At 66.2% G+C, this 16,701-nt stretch carries 13 protein-coding genes and 1 tRNA gene; 6 read left to right on the forward strand and 8 right to left on the reverse strand.

Features of this window, described 5'->3' with window-relative positions:
• Positions 1-18: 18 nt before the first annotated feature.
• Positions 19-1,050 carry a LacI family DNA-binding transcriptional regulator gene (locus tag ACZO3G_RS09720; RefSeq protein WP_101548422.1) on the reverse strand — a complete coding sequence of 344 codons (1,032 nt, stop codon included), beginning with the start codon at positions 1,048-1,050 and terminating at the stop codon, positions 19-21.
• Between the two features lie 270 nt (positions 1,051-1,320).
• Here ACZO3G_RS09720 and ACZO3G_RS09725 point away from each other — a divergent pair, with 270 nt between their 5' ends.
• The 3 genes from ACZO3G_RS09725 to ACZO3G_RS09735 all read left to right on the forward strand — a co-directional run bounded on the left by ACZO3G_RS09725 (position 1,321) and on the right by ACZO3G_RS09735 (position 3,748).
• Positions 1,321-2,133, forward strand: coding sequence for a class I SAM-dependent methyltransferase (locus ACZO3G_RS09725; protein WP_121587161.1), 813 nt, complete (start codon positions 1,321-1,323; stop codon positions 2,131-2,133).
• Positions 2,134-2,150: 17 nt separating this feature from the next.
• The gene (locus ACZO3G_RS09730) at positions 2,151-2,576 is read left to right on the forward strand and encodes a DUF3788 domain-containing protein (protein WP_276872606.1); all 426 of its coding nucleotides are present in this window, start codon (positions 2,151-2,153) and stop codon (positions 2,574-2,576) included.
• A gap of 191 nt (positions 2,577-2,767) precedes the next feature.
• Positions 2,768-3,748, forward strand: coding sequence for a DUF4397 domain-containing protein (locus tag ACZO3G_RS09735; RefSeq protein ID WP_276872607.1), 981 nt, complete (start codon positions 2,768-2,770; stop codon positions 3,746-3,748).
• Positions 3,749-4,355: 607 nt separating this feature from the next.
• Here ACZO3G_RS09735 and ACZO3G_RS09740 read toward each other — a convergent pair.
• Entirely contained in the window at positions 4,356-7,583 is a 3,228-nt protein-coding gene (locus tag ACZO3G_RS09740) for a UvrD-helicase domain-containing protein (RefSeq protein ID WP_276873774.1), read from the reverse strand.
• 258 nt (positions 7,584-7,841) lie between these two features.
• On the opposite strand from ACZO3G_RS09740, the gene ACZO3G_RS09745 reads away from it, so the two are divergent.
• From ACZO3G_RS09745 to ACZO3G_RS09755, 3 genes are all read left to right on the forward strand, one after another.
• Positions 7,842-8,285 carry an RrF2 family transcriptional regulator gene (locus ACZO3G_RS09745; RefSeq protein ID WP_418452148.1) on the forward strand — a complete coding sequence of 148 codons (444 nt, stop codon included), beginning with the start codon at positions 7,842-7,844 and terminating at the stop codon, positions 8,283-8,285.
• Between the two features lie 112 nt (positions 8,286-8,397).
• Positions 8,398-9,333, forward strand: a complete 936-nt coding sequence (gene cysK / locus ACZO3G_RS09750) for a cysteine synthase A (RefSeq protein ID WP_276873779.1) — start codon at positions 8,398-8,400, stop codon at positions 9,331-9,333.
• A gap of 91 nt (positions 9,334-9,424) precedes the next feature.
• A complete protein-coding gene (locus tag ACZO3G_RS09755) occupies positions 9,425-10,300 on the forward strand; it encodes an MBL fold metallo-hydrolase (protein ID WP_276873782.1) in 876 nt (291 codons plus the stop codon).
• Positions 10,301-10,457: 157 nt separating this feature from the next.
• Here the strand turns inward: ACZO3G_RS09755 and ACZO3G_RS09760 are convergent.
• The 6 genes from ACZO3G_RS09760 to murD form a co-directional block, all read right to left on the reverse strand.
• Positions 10,458-10,542: transfer RNA gene (locus tag ACZO3G_RS09760), tRNA-Leu, on the reverse strand.
• A 53-nt stretch (positions 10,543-10,595) separates the two neighbouring features.
• Positions 10,596-11,870, reverse strand: a complete 1,275-nt coding sequence (locus ACZO3G_RS09765; RefSeq protein ID WP_276873785.1) for a methionine gamma-lyase family protein — start codon at positions 11,868-11,870, stop codon at positions 10,596-10,598.
• Between the two features lie 247 nt (positions 11,871-12,117).
• Positions 12,118-12,831 carry a GNAT family N-acetyltransferase gene (locus ACZO3G_RS09770; protein WP_277138714.1) on the reverse strand — a complete coding sequence of 238 codons (714 nt, stop codon included), beginning with the start codon at positions 12,829-12,831 and terminating at the stop codon, positions 12,118-12,120.
• 113 nt (positions 12,832-12,944) lie between these two features.
• Positions 12,945-13,958: a M42 family metallopeptidase gene (locus tag ACZO3G_RS09775; RefSeq protein WP_276874637.1), complete on the reverse strand. Its 1,014-nt coding sequence runs from the start codon at positions 13,956-13,958 to the stop codon at positions 12,945-12,947.
• Complete coding sequence (locus ACZO3G_RS09780; RefSeq protein WP_276874641.1) at positions 13,958-14,986, reverse strand: M42 family metallopeptidase; 1,029 nt, start codon at positions 14,984-14,986, stop codon at positions 13,958-13,960. The genes ACZO3G_RS09775 and ACZO3G_RS09780 overlap by 1 nt, the downstream gene beginning before the upstream one ends.
• A 34-nt stretch (positions 14,987-15,020) precedes the next feature.
• Positions 15,021-16,418, reverse strand: coding sequence for a UDP-N-acetylmuramoyl-L-alanine--D-glutamate ligase (gene murD / locus ACZO3G_RS09785; RefSeq protein ID WP_276874644.1), 1,398 nt, complete (start codon positions 16,416-16,418; stop codon positions 15,021-15,023).
• Positions 16,419-16,701: the final 283 nt, after the last annotated feature.

Below are 16,701 nucleotides of genomic sequence, written 5' to 3' on the forward strand. Positions count from 1 at the left end.
TTCAAATCTGTCAGAAACTCACGGGTGGGCAGCGTTCCTACCCACCGATTTGCGCATTTCCATCGAGTAGGACATCATCACGTCCCGGTACTCCAGTTCCTCGTTCCGGATCACCTCCAGCATCAGCCTGGTGATGAGTACGCCGTAGTCGTAGTCGGATACAAAGACGGAGGTGATGAACCGTTCCTCGGCGTCGTCCCGCTTGATCGTGACGATCGAATAGTCCTCCGGGCACCGCAGCCCCTTCTCCCGGAAATAGAGCAGGATCGCAGTCGCGTGGCTCATCTCGTCGGCGAAGAGCGCGGTGTATTTCCCCTTCCGGAACGCCCGGTAGAGGCCGCTCAGGTACTCCTCCGTGAGCGTCCGCTCCATCGGCGACCGGTAAAAGGAGTCCTCGTCGTAGGGGATGCCCGCCTGAAGGCAGGTGCTCTCCCACGCGCGCATCCGGGCCCTACGGAACTGCTCGTCCTGCGGCTCGAAGCCCACGGTCGTCAGAATCCGCCGGTGGCCGTTCATTACCAGGAGATGATAGAGATCGCAGCTGTAGTAGTAGTTTCCGTGGTAGACCCGAAAGCCGCGGTTCATCTGAAGCCGCTCACCGCCGTACACCACGTTGCGAAACTGGTTGGCGGCCTGCTGCACCTCCGGCAGGTCGTCCCAGCCCAGGGTGATCAGTCCCTGGATCCTCTGATCCCGCAGATAGCGCACATACTTGGGCACATACCCGGGGGCCGGGCTATGCTGGAGCAGATCGTGGACGATGAGCAGGTCGCAGTCGTTTTCCCCCAGTGTGTCCAGGATGCCGGCGATGCGCCGGGATATGGAGGGGTGGCTGAACATGCTGCTACCCAGCGAGAGGATGCCCACCACCGTGTTATGTACGCCCCGCAGGCCCCTGGCCATGTAGTTGGGGGAATACCCCATCTCCCGCATGGTGTCCTCCACGATCTTCCGGGTTTTGGGGCTCACCGAGCCTCCGTTGATCACTCTGGAAATGGTGCTTTTGGAGACCCCTGCCTTTTGGGCAATATCCAGTATTGAAAACTCCATAACCACCCCTTCATTTCCAAAGTTTTTAGGGAACGTTCCCAATCCGTATTATAAATTTGTTCGTTTGGGAAGTCAAGATGTTTTTTACAAATCATCACTTGAGACAAATCTTTCTTTTCAAACTTGGGCAAACTACCCACCTTCCCCGGCACACCTTTACAAAATTTACCATTTTCCCGCACGCTCCGCGTCCAAGCTTGCCCGGCGGGAGGCAATCGGTTATAATGGGAGAAAGCCCGCGCGCGGCGCGCCCTTCTGAAAGGAGCCGTCATGAACACAAACCGGAACATCGACCACGGCCGCGCGTTCGACTGGGGGCGCGCCTCCGCCGACTATGCGAAATACCGGGACATCTACCCGCCCGAATTTTACCGGCGGCTGCTCGACATGGGGCTCTGCACCAAGGGGCAGGCCGTCCTGGACCTCGGGACCGGGACGGGGGTGCTGCCCAGGAACCTCTGCCGCTACGGCGCCTCCTTCGTGGGGACCGATATCTCGGAGGAACAGATCGCGCAGGCCCGGCGGCTGGCGGAGGAGGCGGGCTTGGAGATCGCCTTCCGGTGCCTCCCGGCGGAGGAGACCGACTTTCCGGACGGCAGCTTCGACGTGGTGACGGCCTGCCAGTGCTTCTTTTACTTCGACCACGCCCTGCTCGCCCCGCGGCTCAGCCGGATCCTGAAGCGCCCGGGGCGGCTCGCGGCGCTCTATATGGCGTGGCTGCCCGGCGAGGACCCGATCGCCGCGAAGAGCGAGGAGCTCGTGCAAAGGTACAATCCCGGCTGGACCGGCGGCGGCGAGACCCGGCATCCGATCGCCGTGCCGGACGCCTACGAAGCCGGTTTCGAGGTGGAGCGGCAGGAGGTCTTCGACCTGCGGGTGCCCTTCACCCGGGAGGGGTGGAACGGACGGATGAAGGCCTGCCGGGGGATCGGGGCCTCCCTGCCCGCGGAGGAGATCGCGCGCTTTGACCGGGAACACCTCGCGCTGCTCGAACGGATCGCGCCGCCGCGCTTTGAAATCCTGCACTATGCGGCGGTCACGGTTCTGAGGACAAAGGAAACAGGCGCGTCCGCGCCGCAATGAAAATGGAGGAACCGTCTATGGCATGGAAGGACACCTATCCCAAGGACCACGCCCCCTCGGCGGAGGAGATCGACGCCTTCGTGGGAAGCCCGCTCTGGGGGGCCCTCTGCCGCACGGTTGAGGAAACCTACGGCGCCGCCCCCAGGATCGAGTACAGCTGCTGCTCAATGGCGCCGGGCTGGAACGTCAAATACAAAAAGGGCGGCCGGGCGCTCTGCACCCTCTATCCGAACGAAGGGTATTTCTCCTGCATGGTGGTGGTCGGGGAACGGGTCCTGCCCGAGGCGGAGCTGCTGGTCACCGCCTGCGACCCCTATACACAGGAGCTCTTCCGGAACACGAAGGTCTCGATGGGCGGCAAATGGCTCTATATCGATGTGAAGAGCGAGCCGGTCCTGCGGGACACCCTGCGGTTCATCTCCCTGCGCGCCGCCGGGAAATAAACGAAGCGGGGCTTTCCCGTTACGCCTATGAAAAAGGGGCGCGCGCTGCCGTTTGGCAGCGCGCCCCCCTTTTTTCGTCCGCGCCCGCACGGGGCGTTTTTCTCCCCGGCGGGCAAACGGGCCCCGGAAGAATCACCGGAGGCCCGGCTTTTTAATAGTATGGTAGAAATCGTGAAAGGAGATGGATCAACATGTATTCATCCGACAACATGGGCGGATATTCCGGCCGGAACATCCCGGTCGCGCCGCTGCCCAATCCCGGGGAGGGCGGCCCGGCTGCACCGGGCGACGCGCCCGCCCTGCCGCTCCCCGGTTTCGGCGAGGGCGGCCCCGTTTTCGGCGGCGATACCCCCTCCATCCCGCTGCCCAACCCGGGCGAAGGCGGCCCGGCCGCGCCCGGTCCCGGCGGAAACTTCCCCGTCGTGCCGCTGCCCAACCCCGGGGAGGGCGGACCCGTCGCACCCGGCCGTCCGGGACAGACGATTCCCATCCTGCCGGCGCCGAATCCGCCCTGCTTTTACTGCGGAGCGGGCAGGTTTGGAAAGGTCCGCTTCCTCAACGCCGCCTTCGGCTACCGGCCCTTCCGCATCTTCATCAACAACCGCTTCATCGTCAACGGCCTCGGCTTTACCTCCCTCACCCCTTACGGCAGGGTGTCCAACGGGTTCCAGACCGTGACGGTCACCGGCACGAACGGCTATGTCTATCTCCAGAAATCCATCCCTTTCAAGGCGGACGACAGCGTGACGATCGCCGTCATCAACTCCGCCAGCGGTCTCGACCTCCTGCAGATTTCCGATACCTCCTGCGCGCGGCCCGCCTCGATGTCCTGCTTCCGGGCGTGCAACCTGGCTTACTACAGCAATCCGGTCGACATCCTGCTCGGTGACGGGCGCGTGATCTACAGCGACGTGCGCTTCAAGGAGGTTACCTCCTTCAAACGCATCCGCCCGGGCGACTACCAGATCGACATCGCCGAGACAAACCTGCGCCCCGAGCCGCGTATGGCGGACATCGAAACGCTCGACGGCGGCGTCACCGTCTTTGAACTGCCGCAGGCGCTGGTGTCCACCTTCGTCACCATCCGCCCCAACGCCACCTATACCCTGTACATCTTCAGCCGGGATACCTCCCCCGACGCGCTCCAGACCATGATCGTCGAGGATCGGTGACCGCCTCCCGGCGGGCGGTTTTGGATTTGCCGTGCTGCGCCCGGCGGAGCTTGGACGGGAATTGCCGCTTAAAAAGCGGCAAGAATCACGAGCGCGTTCCGCCGCGCGCCACGGGTTCCTTTTCGGACGGACGAAAAGGAACCAAAAGTCCGCCTAAGAACCCTTCGCCTTGGGCGGCCTGCCCGGGCATAGATGCGCTCCTCGCCTGCGGCGAGCGCCGCAGAGCGGCGACGCGCATTCAAAGAGGGCCACAGGCCCCCCTTTGGATTCCCCGTAGGGAGTCGCCATGCGACCCGGCCCGAAGGGCCGGAATCCTGAGAGGATGCCTTCGGCGGATGCCCGGAGCGCGCTACGCGCGACGGCCGCTCGCGGGCGCTCCGCCCCGCGACCCCGGCTTGAGTCCGCTGCGCGGACCCGGCCCTACGAGCCGGAACTCTAAGCGGAATCTCCGGGAGTACCTTGCCATAACCCGCCGGTTGCCGTCACTCCCCACGGGTACACCAGCTGAGGGCTCAATTCAGGTTGCGGGCGCTCCCAACGAAGGGAACGGTAAGTGCCGGCGCGGCCGGCCTGAACCAAACGTTTTGAGGGGTCCAGGGGAACTTTTTCAAAAGTTCCCCTGGAAAAAGCTCAGCTGCACGCCGCCAGGCGCGGGACGGCGCGCCGGGGTGGCGTGGCTGCGCGCGAGCTGGTCCGCGGGGATGTCCGCGAGGAAGGGGGAGGGCTCGCCCGGGCAGAGCAGGACAAGCTCCTCCCTGGCGCGGGTCATGCCGACGTAGAAGAGCCGGCGCTCCTCGGCGGGATCGTTCTCGCGGCCGGGCGAGTCGAGGGGGAGCACGCCGCGCTTTGCGCCGCAGAGAAAGACGACGGGGAATTCGAGCCCCTTCGCGCCGTGCAGGGTGAGCAGGGTGACCGCGTCGGAGAGGTAGGAGCGGCTGCCGCTGCGCGCCACATCCCGTTCTTCGCCGAGGGTGAGGTTCAGGAGGAAGGCGGGCATGTCGGCGTGGAGCACCGCCATGTTTAGAAGCCGTTCCATGGCGGGGGAGGAACGCCCGGTGTCCCCGATCCAGTCCTCGAGCAGGCGGCGGGGCTTTTCCCGCCGGGCGCGCGGCAGATATTTTTCCGCCAGCTCCGCCCAGCGGGCAAGCGGTTCCGCCGCCGCGAGCGCGGGCGGGAGCAGTTCCAGCAGCCGCGCCGGGGAATCGGCCGCCGCCCCGGCGGCCGTCTGCAGGAAGGCGTCCGCCGCAGCCCTTTCACAGCCGAGCGATTCGGTCAGGCAGGCACGCAGGGAGAAGGGATCGGCAGAGCCGCAAAGGCCCCGGAAAAAGCCGACCGCGCCCCGCACCAGCCCGTCGGACAGGAGCTTGTCCCGCCCGGCGACGAGGTAGGGAATCCCTTCGATGCCGAGGCATTTTTCCAGCGCCTCGGCCTGCCGGTGGGTCCGGTAGAGGACTGCAAAGTCGGAAAAGCCCCGGGGCTGCGCGCTCCCGCCACCCTGTGCGTCAAGCATGTCGATGCCGCCCACCAGCCGGTTGATCTCCTTGGCCACAAAGATCGCTTCTGAAAATTCGTCCGCCGCCATGACGAGCCGCACGGGGCCGCCGTCCGGCCGCTGGGCCTCAAGCGTCCGTTCCGGGCCCCCGTTTTTGGAGATGACCGGCAGGGACGCCCGCAGAATCTGCGGGGTGGAGCGGTAGTTGCGGGTGAGGACGACGGTCTTCGCGGCGGGCCAGTCGGCGGCAAAGCGCGCGAAGCACCGGGCGTCCGACCCACGGAAGCCGTAGATCGACTGGTCGGGGTCGCCGATGACGAATATCCCGGCGCTCTCCCCGCTCCAGGCGCGCACCAGCCGGTACTGCACGTCGCTCACGTCCTGGAACTCATCCACGAGCAGGTGGGTGAAGGCGCGCCGCTCCTTCGCCGTGGCCTCCCCGTGAACGAAAAGGTCGTAGGCGTCCAGCAGCAGATCGTCGTAGTCGCGCACGCCCGCTTCCTTCAGCAGTTCGCAGTAGCGTTCGCACGCCTCGACCGGGACCGACCCGTCGGCGGGCAGCCCCCCCTTGCGGCGGGAGACCTCCTGCACGAGCTTCCGCGCGGAGAGCCGCAGGTCGAGCGCGCCGATCACCTCCGAGGCGGCGGCGAGCGCCTCCCCCTCCCCGATCAGCGAGACCGGCCCCTGCTCGGAGAGCAGCCGCAGGCAGATGGCGTGGAAGGTGCCGATCGTCATCGCGCGCACGGCGCGCTTGCCGAAGAGGGCCTCGAGCCGTTCACGCATCTCCCCCGCCGCCTTGTTGGTGAAGGTGACGGCGGTGATCTGCGCGGGCTTGACCCCCTGCCCGACGAGCCACGCGACGCGGGCGACGAGCGTCTTGGTCTTGCCGGTGCCGGGCCCCGCGACGACCGCCACGGCGGGTTCCGTCGCCGTGACCGCCGCGCGCTGCTCCTCGTTGAGCCCCGCGAGCGCCCCGCCCTCCGACGGGGCGGCGGAGACCTCCTCCGCCTTTTGGGCCGCACGGGCAGGCCGCGGCGCGGCGGGCGCTTTCTTTTTGGGCGCGGGCCGGGACGACGACCCGAACAGGCTCATCTGCCCCGCGAGCGTCTCAATCTCCTGCGGGTCGAGCAGCTTGATCTTCCCATACTCCCCGTCGTAGCCGGGGGAGAGCTCCACCTGACCGCGCCGCATCCGGCGCACCCCCTCGGCCACCGCCGGGCCCGCCACCCGGCCGATCTCCTCCTCCGGGACCTCCCGCAGGATGGTGAATTCGGGGCCGAGCTCGCGCAGAAGCGCCTCGTAGCGGGCCGTCACCCGGCCGCTCGCCGGTCCGAAGCCGGTGCAGGCGGCGATCACCTCGGGCAGGGGCACGAGGCTCTGGAAGGGGACCGAATCCTGCGGAACGAAGCCCTCCTCCCGGTCGGCGAGCTCCTCCACCCGGTGGAGCACGCCGATCGTCAGCTTGCCGCCGCAGACGGGGCAGCGCCCGTCGGCCGGGGTGTCGCCCGGGCGCAGGCAGAGCTTGCAATTGCGGTGCCCGTCGAAGTGGTACTTGCCCTCCTCGGGAAAGAACTCGACCGTCCCGCGAAAGCCGGGCGCGCCGCGCCCGCGCAGCGCCGAGGCCAGCGCGGGATAGGAGGGCTCGATCTCCAGCAGGTTGGCCTCCCGCCCGAGCTTGGAGGGGGAGTGCGCGTCCGAATTGGAGACGAGCGCGTAGCGGTCGAGCGCCGACAGCCGCCAGTTCATCGGCGGATCGGAGGAAAGCCCCGTCTCGACCGCGTGGATGCAGGGGGTCATGTCGCCGAAGCAGGCCTCGATCGTGTCGAAGCCGGAAAACGCCCCGAAGAGGGAAAAATGGGGCGTCCAGATGTGCGCGGGGATAAAGACCGCCTCGGGGCAGGTTTCCATCGTGATCTCCAGCAGGTCGCGGCTGTCCAGCCCGAGAATCGGCCGCCCGTCCGAATGGATGTTGCCGATCGCCTCGAGCTTTTTCGAGAGGGCCTCCGCCGCCTCGAGGCCGGGCAGGAGGATGAGGTTGTGGACCTTGCGCACCCGGCCGTCCTTTTTATAGATCGAGCTGATCTCCCCCGTGACGACGAACCGGGGGCGCTCCGTTCCCGCGGCGCCCTCCACATGCAGTCCCTCGCGGAGAGTGTAGAGCCCCTCCTCCGCCGGGACGAGCTTGTCCCGCAGCTCCTGCCGCCAGGCGGGGTGGGTGAAATCCCCCGTGCCCAAAAGCCCGATCCCCTTGCGGCGGGCCCACAGGTCGAGATGTTCCGGCACGCATTCCCCGCTGGTCGCGCGGGAATACTTTGAGTGGATGTGCAGGTCGGCGATGAGCATAGGCGTCCTCCGTTTTTTTGGAATGGTATCATCATACCGCCTTTTCCCCGGGGATGCAAGCGGCGCGGGCGGCGGCTGCCGGTCAGACGGAAACAGGGAGGGGGGCGTGTGGGGGGAAACCGTAGGTTCCTACCGCATTGAGCGAGCGGATAAGCCCGCCGCAGCGGGCCCCTCAACTTGCCGAAAAAACTTTTTCGGCAAGTTGAGGGGACTTTTCAAAGTCCCCCGGGGGGCGTATAATGACAGAGGAATGGAGGGATGGCCGTGAAGATATCAACAAGAGGACGCTACGCGCTGCGGCTCATGCTCGATCTTGCGCTGCACGACACGGGAGAATACATTTCCCTGCGGGACATTTCGGCCCGGCAGGAGATCTCGGTCAAATACCTCGAACAGATCGTCACGGTGCTCGGCCGGGCGGGGCTTGTGCGCAGCGTGCGCGGCCCGCAGGGGGGCTACCGGCTCTCGAAGGCCCCGGCGGACTACACGGCGGGGGAAATCCTGCGGACGATCGAGGGGAGCCTCGCGCCGGTGGCCTGCCTGGACGACTCCCCCAACGCCTGCGCGCGCGCGGGGGAATGCGCGACCCTCGTGCTGTGGGAACGGCTCTCCCGCGCGATCAACGAGACGGTGGACGGCATGACGCTGGCCGACCTCGTGGAGATCCAGCGGGCAAAGGCGGGCAACGACTACGTGATCTGAAAAATCTCCCATCCGGGGGTTGACAAACCGGCATTCTCTCGCTATACTAATTTCATACTAAACACATAGGAATTAAATGAATTCCGCAACACACCTTCAGGAGGGACTGGATATGGCAAAGATCTATCGCAGCATGACCGAACTGGTCGGCGGAACCCCGCTGCTTGAACTGACGAATTACGAACGCCGGGAGAACCTCGGCGCGCGGCTGCTTGCAAAGCTGGAATACCTGAACCCGGCGGGTTCGGTCAAGGACCGCATCGCCAAGGCGATGCTTGACGAGGCGGAGCGGGCCGGGCGGCTCGGGGAGGGCTCGGTGATCGTCGAGCCCACGAGCGGCAACACCGGCATCGGGCTGGCGGCGGCGGGCGCGGCGCGCGGCTACCGCGTCATCCTGACGATGCCCGAGACGATGAGCGTCGAGCGGCGCAGCCTGCTGAAGGCCTACGGCGCAGAGCTGGTGCTCACCGACGGCGCGCTCGGCATGAAGGGCGCGATCGCAAAGGCGCAGGAGATCGCCGCCGCGACCCCGAATTCCTTTATCCCCGGGCAGTTTGAAAACCCCGCGAACCCCGCCGCGCACCGCGCCACAACCGGCCCGGAAATCTGGGAGGACACCGGCGGCGAGGTGGACGTCTTCGTCGCGGGCATCGGCACCGGCGGCACGATCACCGGCGTCGGCGAGTACCTCAAATCGAAGAACCCGGCGGTCCGGATCGTCGCGGTGGAGCCGTCCGGCTCCCCCGTCCTCTCGGGCGGAAGCGCCGGCCCCCACAAAATCCAGGGCATCGGCGCCGGCTTCGTCCCCGACACTCTCAACACGGCGGTCTACGACGAGATCATCACCGTCGAAAACGAGGACGCGTTTGCCGCCGGGCGGGAGATCGCGCGGCGGGAGGGGGTGCTCGTGGGCATCTCGTCGGGCGCGGCGGTGTGGGCGGCGGCGCAGCTCGCGCGCCGTCCCGAATACAGCGGAAAGACGATCGTCGTTCTGCTGCCCGACACGGGCGACCGCTATCTCTCCACCCCCCTCTTTTCGGGGGAATAACAGCACCCCAGCAGAGGCGGCCGGAAGGGACTTCCGGCCGCCTCGCTTTTGTGGTAAAATGGTGTCATCATCCGGACAAGGAGGCGTCGGCATGTATGAACTGATCCGGGCGGGGGAGCAGACGTGGTATATCGACTGTCCCGCGAAGATGGGGCTTTTTCTCGCGGAGGACGGCGCGTGGCTGATCGACAGCGGCAACGACAAGGACGCGGGGCGCAGGGTGCGCAAGCTGCTCGACGCCAACGGCTGGACGCTGGCGGGCATCCTCAACACCCACTCGAACGCGGACCACATCGGCGGGAACCGGTTTTTGCAGGACCGGTACCACTGCCCCGTCTATTCGACGCCCGCGGAGAACGCCTTGATCCGCGCCCCGCGGCTCGAGCCCTCCTTCCTCTACGGCGGGTATCCCTGCAAGGCGCTTTGCAACAAGTTTTTGATGGCGCAGGAGAGCGCGCCCTCCCCCATCGAGGGCGCCCCGCTGCCCGAAGGGCTTGAGGTTTTCCCGCTGCCGGGACATTTCTTCGGGATGGTCGGCTTTCGCACGCCCGACGGCGTCTGTTTCCTCGCCGACTGCCTCTCCGGGGAGGCGGTCCTCGAAAAATACCACGTCGGTTTCATCTACGACGTGCGCGCCTACCTCGAGACGCTCGACTGGGTGGAGACGCTCGAGGCGAAGCTCTTCGTCCCCGCGCACGCCCCCGTGGCGGAGGATATCCGCCCGCTCGCCGCGCTTAACCGCGCCAAGGTCCAGGAGATCGCCGGACGGGTGCTCGCCATCTGCGCCGAGCCCCGCACGCCCGACGAGGTCATCCGGGAGGTGTTCTCCGTCTATGGGCTCACGATGGATTTCAACCAGTATGTCCTCGTGGGCAGCACGGTGCGCTCCTATCTCAGCTACCTCTGCGACGAGGGGCTGGTCGCCGCGCGGTTCGAGGACAACCGCCTGCTGTGGGAACGCGTCTGAACCGCCTGACCGCAGGCCCGGCGGCAAATAAAAACAACCAGTCCCAGGACTGGTTGTTTTTATCTGCCTTTACACGACGAAATCCATTTCGTCATGGCATCCCTTTCACCAGCTAAAAAACCAGCGCATACGCGCTGGTTTTTTAGGGTGTCAGTCATGGTGCGGGTAGAGGGGGTCGAACCCTTACGCCTTGCGGCACAGGATCCTAAATCCTGCGCGTCTGCCAATTCCGCCATACCCGCGCGGCGCCGCCGAACGGCGGCAGAATCATGATACCATTCCGCATCGCGGCTTGTCAACCGTCCCTTCGGAGCACGCCCGATTCGAGCAGCGACTGCGCCGCGAGGATCACGCCCGTCTTGCCGCTCGGCCAGGTGAGCCCGCCCTGAAGCCACGCGGCATAGGGCTCGCGCATCGGCCCGTCGGCGGAGAGCTCGATCGACGCGCCCATCGTGAACGCGCCCGCGGCCATGATGACCTTGCTGTCGTAGCCGGGCATGTCCCACGCCTCGGGGGTGACGAACGCGTCGACCGGCGCGCCCTTCTGCACCCCACGGCAGAAGGCGGAAAGCCCCTCGGGCGTGCCGAGCTTCACCGCCTGGATGATGTCGGTGCGCGGCGCGTCAAAATGCGGATAGACCTCGAAGCCGAGCCGCTCGAAGAGCGCCGCGGAGAAGACGGCGGTCTTCAGCGCGGCGGCCACCACGGTGGGCGCGAAGAAGAGCCCCATAAACATCCCGCGCAGCTGCCCGAGGGTGCATCCGACCTCCTTGCCGACGCCCGGCGCGGTCAGCCGGCAGGCGCACTGCTCGATCAGGTCGGCGCGCCCCGCGATATAGCCGCCCGTCTTGGCGATTCCGCCGCCCGGATTCTTGATGAGCGAGCCGATGACGAGGTCCGCGCCCGCCTGCGTCGGCTCGCGGCGCTCGACGAACTCGCCGTAGCAGTTGTCCACGACGATCAGCGCGCCGGGGTTGGCCTCCCGCACGATGCCCGCGATCCTTTCGATTTGCGCGACGCTCAGCGATTCCCGCAGCGAATAGCCGCGCGACCGCTGCAAATACGCCATCCTCGCCCCCTTCACCGCGGCCGCCATACGCGCGTAGTCGGGGGACCCGTCGGGCAGCAGGTCAAGCTGCTCGTAGCGAATGCCGAACTCCTTGAGCGAACCGTGCCCGCCCGGCACAATGCCAATCACCGGCTGGAGGGTGTCGTAGGGCAGTCCGGTCAGCGACACCATCCGGTCGCCCGGCCGCAACACCCCGAAGAGCGCGGTCGTGATCGCGTGGGTGCCCGAGACGAAATTGTGCCGGATGAGCGCGTCCTCCGTCCCCATCACCCGCGCCAGCACCCGGTCGAGCACCTCGCGGCCCCGGTCGTCGTAGCCGTAGCCGGTTGTGCCCGCAAAGTGGCTCTCGCTCACGTTGTTTTCGATGAAGGCGGAGAGCACCTTCATGCCGTTATACTCCGCGTTGCCGTCGATGCGCGCGAACGCCTCGCGGCAGGTCTCCTCCGCCTCTTCCGCCATCCGCGCGATAGATGGATCGATGTGAAAAAACTGTTCAACCATACCTCCGGGGGAAACTTTTGAGAAAGTTTCCCCCAGCCCCCCTTCAAAACGTTTTATTCGGGCGTATCTCGTCCCGAAAACCGACCGCGCCCCCCGACCGCACCAGGGAACCCTTCTAAAACTTTTCATTCGGGCGCGCCTCACGTTAATAGCCAGCCTCGTCCCCCGACCGCCTCAGTTCCGCCGCACGGTACGAGCGTGCGGAGAACCCCCCGCGCCCTGCCTGCGCCAAAAGCTTTGAAGGATTCTAAAGGGAACTTTCTCGAAAGTTCCCTTTAGACCATAAGCCCGCGTCCTCATAGCCGCAGGCGCGGTGGAAGGCCGCGATCCCGTCCTCCGCGGTCAGCAGCCAGGGCTCGAGGCCCTGCGCAAGCGCGGCATTTGTCGCGTGCGCCATCATCCGGCGGGCATAGCCCCGCCCCCGGCAGGCCGGATCGGTCGCCAAACCCGCCAGAATCGCGCGGGAGGCGTCCTTAAAGTAAATACCAATTGTTGAAACGATACGCTCATCTACTTTTAGTATGTAAATATCCGCCAGTCCGTGCCGCCGCTTGTGGGAAACCTCGGTGAGCCACGCGGCATAATCGGTGCGCGCGGCGAACGCCGGGTCGGCCGCGCAGAGCAGCGCATAGACGGCTCCCAGGTCCTCGGCGGGCGCGGCAGTCCCCGGGGGAACGCCGTCCGCGCAGGGCGCGGCCGCGGCGGGGCGGGCGTCCGCCGGGGCGGAACGCCCGCCCCACCGCAGGATTCGCGACGAGCGAAGCCCGCCGCGAATCACGGCGTTCACCCGTTCGCAGAGCGCCCGCTCCCCCTCGTAGGAGCGGCAGCCGACGGCCGCGAGGAAGGCGGCTAGCTCGTCCGCATCGGCCGCGGCGTCCGCCGCGAGGGTGACGGCGCCGTCCAGCCGGGACACCGCGCCCACGGCGCGGTCCCCGTCAAGCAGCAGCCAGAGGTCGAGCACCCCGTCCGAAAGGCCATAGGTTTGATACTGCGAGTATATTTTTGTTCCAAATATACCGAATTTGCCAACCGACGCCTCAAAAAGAGCCGCCCATTCGCCACCGGCATAGCGGATCATCCGCCGAAATCGGCGGCCAGCGCGCCGAGCAGCCGGAGCGTCTCGTCCACGTCGAACCGGTTGACGACACAGGAGGGGGTGTGCAGATAGCGGCAGGGCACCGACACGGCGAGCACCCGCGCGCCCCTGCCCGCGACCTGGACCGACCGCGCCTCGTTGCCGCCGTAGACGCCCTCCTTGGGCTGGCAGGCGATGCCGCCCGCCTTCGCCGCAGCGAGCGCGCGGCGGTAGAGGTCCATGTCGTAGACGGTGCCCTTGTCCATGAAGGATAGGACGGGGCCTTTTTTCAGGGAGCAGACCACCTTTTCGGGCGGGGTGCCGGGGATGTCGCAGGCGGTCGTCGTCTCGACGGCGACCGCGATCTCCGCACCCGCCTGATAGGCCGCGGTGCGCGCGCCCGTCGTGCCCGTCTCCTCCTGTACGGTGAAGGCGAAATGGGTGTCGTAGGCTAGCTCCGACCCAATCAGCTCGACGAGCAGCGCGCAGCCGACCCGGTCGTCGAGCGCCCGCCCGCGCAGGAAGCCGTCCCCGAAGGCGGTGTATTGGGAGGTGAAGACCGCGCGGTCCCCCAGTGCGACACGGGTAAACGCGTCGTCGCGGTCCTTCGCGCCAATGTCGATGAAGAGCGCGTCGGGCTCGGGGGCCTTGTCCCGCTCGTCGGCGGACTTCATGTGCACCGCCTTGGAGCCGATCACGCCAAAGGTCTCCCCGATGCGCACCGATTTGCCGGGGAGCACCCGGCGGTCGATGCCGCCCACGGTGGTAAATTTGAGCAGGCCGCTCTCCTCCACCCAGGTGATGATCAGCCCCACCTCGTCCATGTGGGCCGAAAAGAGGAGCGGATGGGCGGGGGCCTGTTTCCCTTTTTTAAAGGCGAGGATGTTGCCGAGCGCATCCACCTTGTAGATACAGTGTCCCTCGATCATTTTGAGGATTTCATACCGCACCGGCTCCTCGCAGCCGGACACGCCGGGAAGGGCGCTCAATTTGGCAAGGTTCTCATAGAGCATCACCGGACACCTCCAAACGCGTCCGCCACATAGGCGGCGATCAATTCGGCGGCCGCCTCCACGTCGGAGACGTGGACGACCTCGACCGGCGTGTGCATATACCGCTGGGGGATCGAGACAAGCGCGCAGCGCACCCCCGCGCCCGAAACGGCGATGCCGTCGATGTCGGTGCCGGTGCTCCCGCCCATGACCTCGACCTGGAAGGGGATGTTTTCCCGCACGGCGACCTCCCGCAGGCGGGAGGACATGCCGTTGTCGATGACCGGCGCGACGCCGACCATCGGGCCGCCGCCCATCTCGCCGCACTTGGCGCGCGGGCAGTCGGGCGCGTGCCCGAAGGAGACGTCCACCGCCACCGCGTGGGTGGGCGAAAGGATGTTCGCGGCGGTGGCCGCGCCCTGTCCGCCGACCTCCTCGAGGGTGGTCAGCGCGACGGACAGCCCGCAGGAAAGCTCCCGTCCCGCCAGCTTTTCCGCGGCCAAAATGACCGCCGCGCAGCCGGCGCGGTCGTCGGCGGCACGTGTGCTGATCCGGCCGTTCATCAGTTCCCGCGCCTCACAGCAGAAGGTCACGCGGTCGCCCGGCGTGATCCTTTCCCGCGCTTCTTCGGCCGAAAGGCCCACGTCGATCGAAATGTCCTCGATCTTGGGCAGGTGGGTGTCGTCGGAATTGAGGTGGGGCGGCACGGTGCAGACGACGCCGGGCAGCTCGCCCTTTGCCGTGTGCACGACGACCTGCGCCGCGAGCAGCAGCGCGCGGTCGATGCCGCCGACGTTCGAGACGCGCAGAAAGCCGCCGTCGTCGATGTAGGTGACGATCATGCCGACGCTGTCGATGTGGGCGGTGAGCATCACATGCTCGCCCGAAGCGGGGACCGGCTTGATCCGGCAGAGCAGCGAGCCGAGCGGCGCGCGCTCACATGCGCCGAGCGGCGCGAGCATTTGCCGCGCCGCTTCCACCGCCCCATCCTCCCCGCCGGACACGCCGAGCGCGCCCGCGAGGGTTAATATCTGTTCCGTGGTGGTCATGGGAACCTCCTGTATTTTCAAATTCATTTTCCGTTCAAAGCGCGTTCACGAGTTCCTTGAAGCGGCGGCCGCGCGTGCCGTAATTGGGGAACATGTCGAAGCTCGCGCAGGCGGGCGAAAGCGAGACGATGTCGCCCGGTCCGGCGGCCTCCGCCGCCTTTTTGACCGCCTCCTCGAGGCTTCCGGCGCGAAGGATCGCGAGCTCCGCCGGGTCGAACCCCGGATAGGCGCGCACCTCCGCCTCGATCGTGTCGGCGGTCGCGCCGATCAGGATGAGCGTCTTGACCCGTTCCACCAGCTTGGGGATGAGCGGGTCGAAGGGGATTTTTTTGTCGTAGCCTCCCGCGATGATGACGAGCTTCTGGTCAAAGCTCTCCAGCCCGGCGATCGTGCGGGTGGGTGTGGTGGCGATCGAATCGTTGTACCAGCGCACCCCGTCCTTCTCCCGGACGAACTCGATGCGGTGCTCCACCCCGTCGAATTCGACCGCGACGTTGTAGATCGCCTCCCGGTCGACATAGCCCCAGGTGGCGCAGATCGCGGCGAGGTAGTTTTCGATGTTGTGCAGGCCGGGGAGCTTGATCTCGGCGGCGTGCATGATCTTGATGCGCTCGCCGTTCACCGACATGTAGATAATGCCGTCCTCCCCGAGAAACGCGCCGGTGCGCACCGGGCGCTTGACCGAGAACTCGAAGAGCTGGCCCCGCACGCATTCGGGGTTGGCGAAGGAGGCGGCGACGTCGTTGTCCACGCCGAGCACGGTGCGGGAAAACGCCCCCTGGTGCGCGAAGATGTTGCGCTTGGCGTCGATATATTCCTGCATATCCTTGTGCACGTCGAGGTGGTTGGGGGTGATGTTGGTGACCACCGCGATGTCGGGGCTCTCCCGCATCGAGATGAGCTGGAAGCTCGACAGCTCCGCCACCGCGAAGTCCCCCTCGCGAATGTCGCGGATGAGCGGCATGAGCGCGCGGCCGATGTTGCCGCCCACATGCACCCGCCTGCCCGCCTCCTTGAGGATTTCGGCGATCAGCGTGGTGGTGGTCGTCTTGCCGTCGCTGCCGGTGATGCCGATCGTCTTGCAGGGGCAGAGGTCGAAAAAGAGCTCCATCTCGCTCGTGACGGCGACCCCGTCGCGGCGCAGCCGCTCCAGCACAGGGTGGTGGAACTTCATCCCCGGCGTGCGCAGGACGATGTCCGCGTCGATGTTTTCGAGATAGTCCTCCCCGAGGCGGAGCTTGACCCCGCGCGCCTCAAAATTGTTGCAGATCGCCTCCCCCACCTCTTCGCGGGTGCGGCGGTCGTGCGCGGTCACCTTCGCGCCGTAGTCGTTCAGCCGGCTGATGAGGTCGCTGTGGCTCACGCCGATGCCGATGACGGAGATTTTCTTGCCCTTGATGCCGTGGAAAAAGCGGTCTACCCTGCTGTCCATAAGCTGCCTCCAATTTCGCCCTGGAATTCGTTTGAACGTTCCTATTATATTCGCTATACCCCGATTTATCAAGCGGATTTTGTTGCAGCGGCGCTTTTCATTGCCGCCCAGTGGGCGGCGGAGCTTGTCGGCTGCCCGCCAACAGGAGGCCTTCTTAGATTTGCCGCTCGGGGAGCGGCGGAGGTTTTATCGCCCTCCTTCGGAGGGCTGAGAGGAGCCGCCTTCGGCGGCAGGGGATTGCCGGGTCCCGCCCCGGCGGGCGGGGTACTTTCTTTGCGTCAAA

The sequence above is a fragment of the Anaerotruncus sp. genome, assembly GCF_057433415.1.

Coding starts and splice junctions, on each gene's coding strand:
- ACZO3G_RS09740 (WP_276873774.1), bottom strand. CDS start 7,583: ATGCTCATCGCCGACCTGCACATCCACTCAAAGTATTCCCGCGCGACC.
- ACZO3G_RS09730 (WP_276872606.1), top strand. CDS start 2,151: ATGGCATGGAAGGACACCTATCCCAAGGACCACGCCCCCTCGGCGGAG.
- ACZO3G_RS09725 (WP_121587161.1), top strand. CDS start 1,321: ATGAACACAAACCGGAACATCGACCACGGCCGCGCGTTCGACTGGGGG.
- murD (WP_276874644.1), bottom strand. CDS start 16,418: ATGGACAGCAGGGTAGACCGCTTTTTCCACGGCATCAAGGGCAAGAAA.
- cysK (WP_276873779.1), top strand. CDS start 8,398: ATGGCAAAGATCTATCGCAGCATGACCGAACTGGTCGGCGGAACCCCG.
- ACZO3G_RS09745 (WP_418452148.1), top strand. CDS start 7,842: ATGGCCGTGAAGATATCAACAAGAGGACGCTACGCGCTGCGGCTCATG.
- ACZO3G_RS09755 (WP_276873782.1), top strand. CDS start 9,425: ATGTATGAACTGATCCGGGCGGGGGAGCAGACGTGGTATATCGACTGT.
- ACZO3G_RS09765 (WP_276873785.1), bottom strand. CDS start 11,870: ATGGTTGAACAGTTTTTTCACATCGATCCATCTATCGCGCGGATGGCG.
- ACZO3G_RS09775 (WP_276874637.1), bottom strand. CDS start 13,958: ATGCTCTATGAGAACCTTGCCAAATTGAGCGCCCTTCCCGGCGTGTCC.
- ACZO3G_RS09720 (WP_101548422.1), bottom strand. CDS start 1,050: ATGGAGTTTTCAATACTGGATATTGCCCAAAAGGCAGGGGTCTCCAAA.
- ACZO3G_RS09735 (WP_276872607.1), top strand. CDS start 2,768: ATGTATTCATCCGACAACATGGGCGGATATTCCGGCCGGAACATCCCG.
- ACZO3G_RS09780 (WP_276874641.1), bottom strand. CDS start 14,986: ATGACCACCACGGAACAGATATTAACCCTCGCGGGCGCGCTCGGCGTG.